Origin of the sequence: Dickeya sp. CFBP 2040 (assembly GCF_012273755.1) — a bacterium.
In the GTDB taxonomy this organism is placed as follows: domain Bacteria; phylum Pseudomonadota; class Gammaproteobacteria; order Enterobacterales; family Enterobacteriaceae; genus Dickeya; species Dickeya poaceiphila.
Genome location: NZ_JAAVXH010000032.1, coordinates 1 through 474, shown reverse-complemented (window position 1 = coordinate 474; position 474 = coordinate 1). Strand labels below are relative to the sequence as shown.

Here is a 474-nt window from a genome sequence, read left to right as displayed (position 1 = left end):
CCGACTTCACGCCCGCACGCCTTTTCGATGCGCACCAGGTGGTGCTCCAGTTCATCGACATCCGCGGTGGAATCGGTTTTCGGCAGACGAATCACATCCACCCCGCCCCGCACCGCCGCTTCCAGATCCTTCAGACCGAACGGGGTGTTGAGCTGGTTGATGCGCACCACGGTTTCAATGTCCCGGTACATCGGGTGCTGCAGCGCATGGTACACCAGCAGCCGCGCGGTATCTTTCTCGCGCAGCGACACCGCATCCTCCAGGTCGAACATGATGGAGTCAGGCCGGTAGATAAAGGCGTTGGACAGCATGGCGGCATTCGCGCCCGGCAGGAACAACATGCTGCGGCGCAGTTTTTTCGGCTGAGTCGTGGCGCTCATTACAGTTTCTCCCAGTCAATCTCGTCAACACCGGCGGCCCGCAGCACCGCACTCTGTACCCGCGCGCGGATCACGCAGTCCAGCGCGCCCTTGT

General features: G+C 62.0%; 1 protein-coding gene and 1 pseudogene. Both read right to left on the bottom strand.

The window, feature by feature from the left end:
• A partial coding sequence (locus Dpoa2040_RS04740) for an aldolase/citrate lyase family protein (protein ID WP_246867248.1) occupies positions 1–380 on the bottom strand: 380 nt, incomplete at its 3' end.
• Positions 380–474, bottom strand: a pseudogene (locus Dpoa2040_RS04735) (citrate lyase ACP); the annotation flags it as partial. The gene Dpoa2040_RS04740 and the pseudogene Dpoa2040_RS04735, both read right to left, overlap by 1 nt.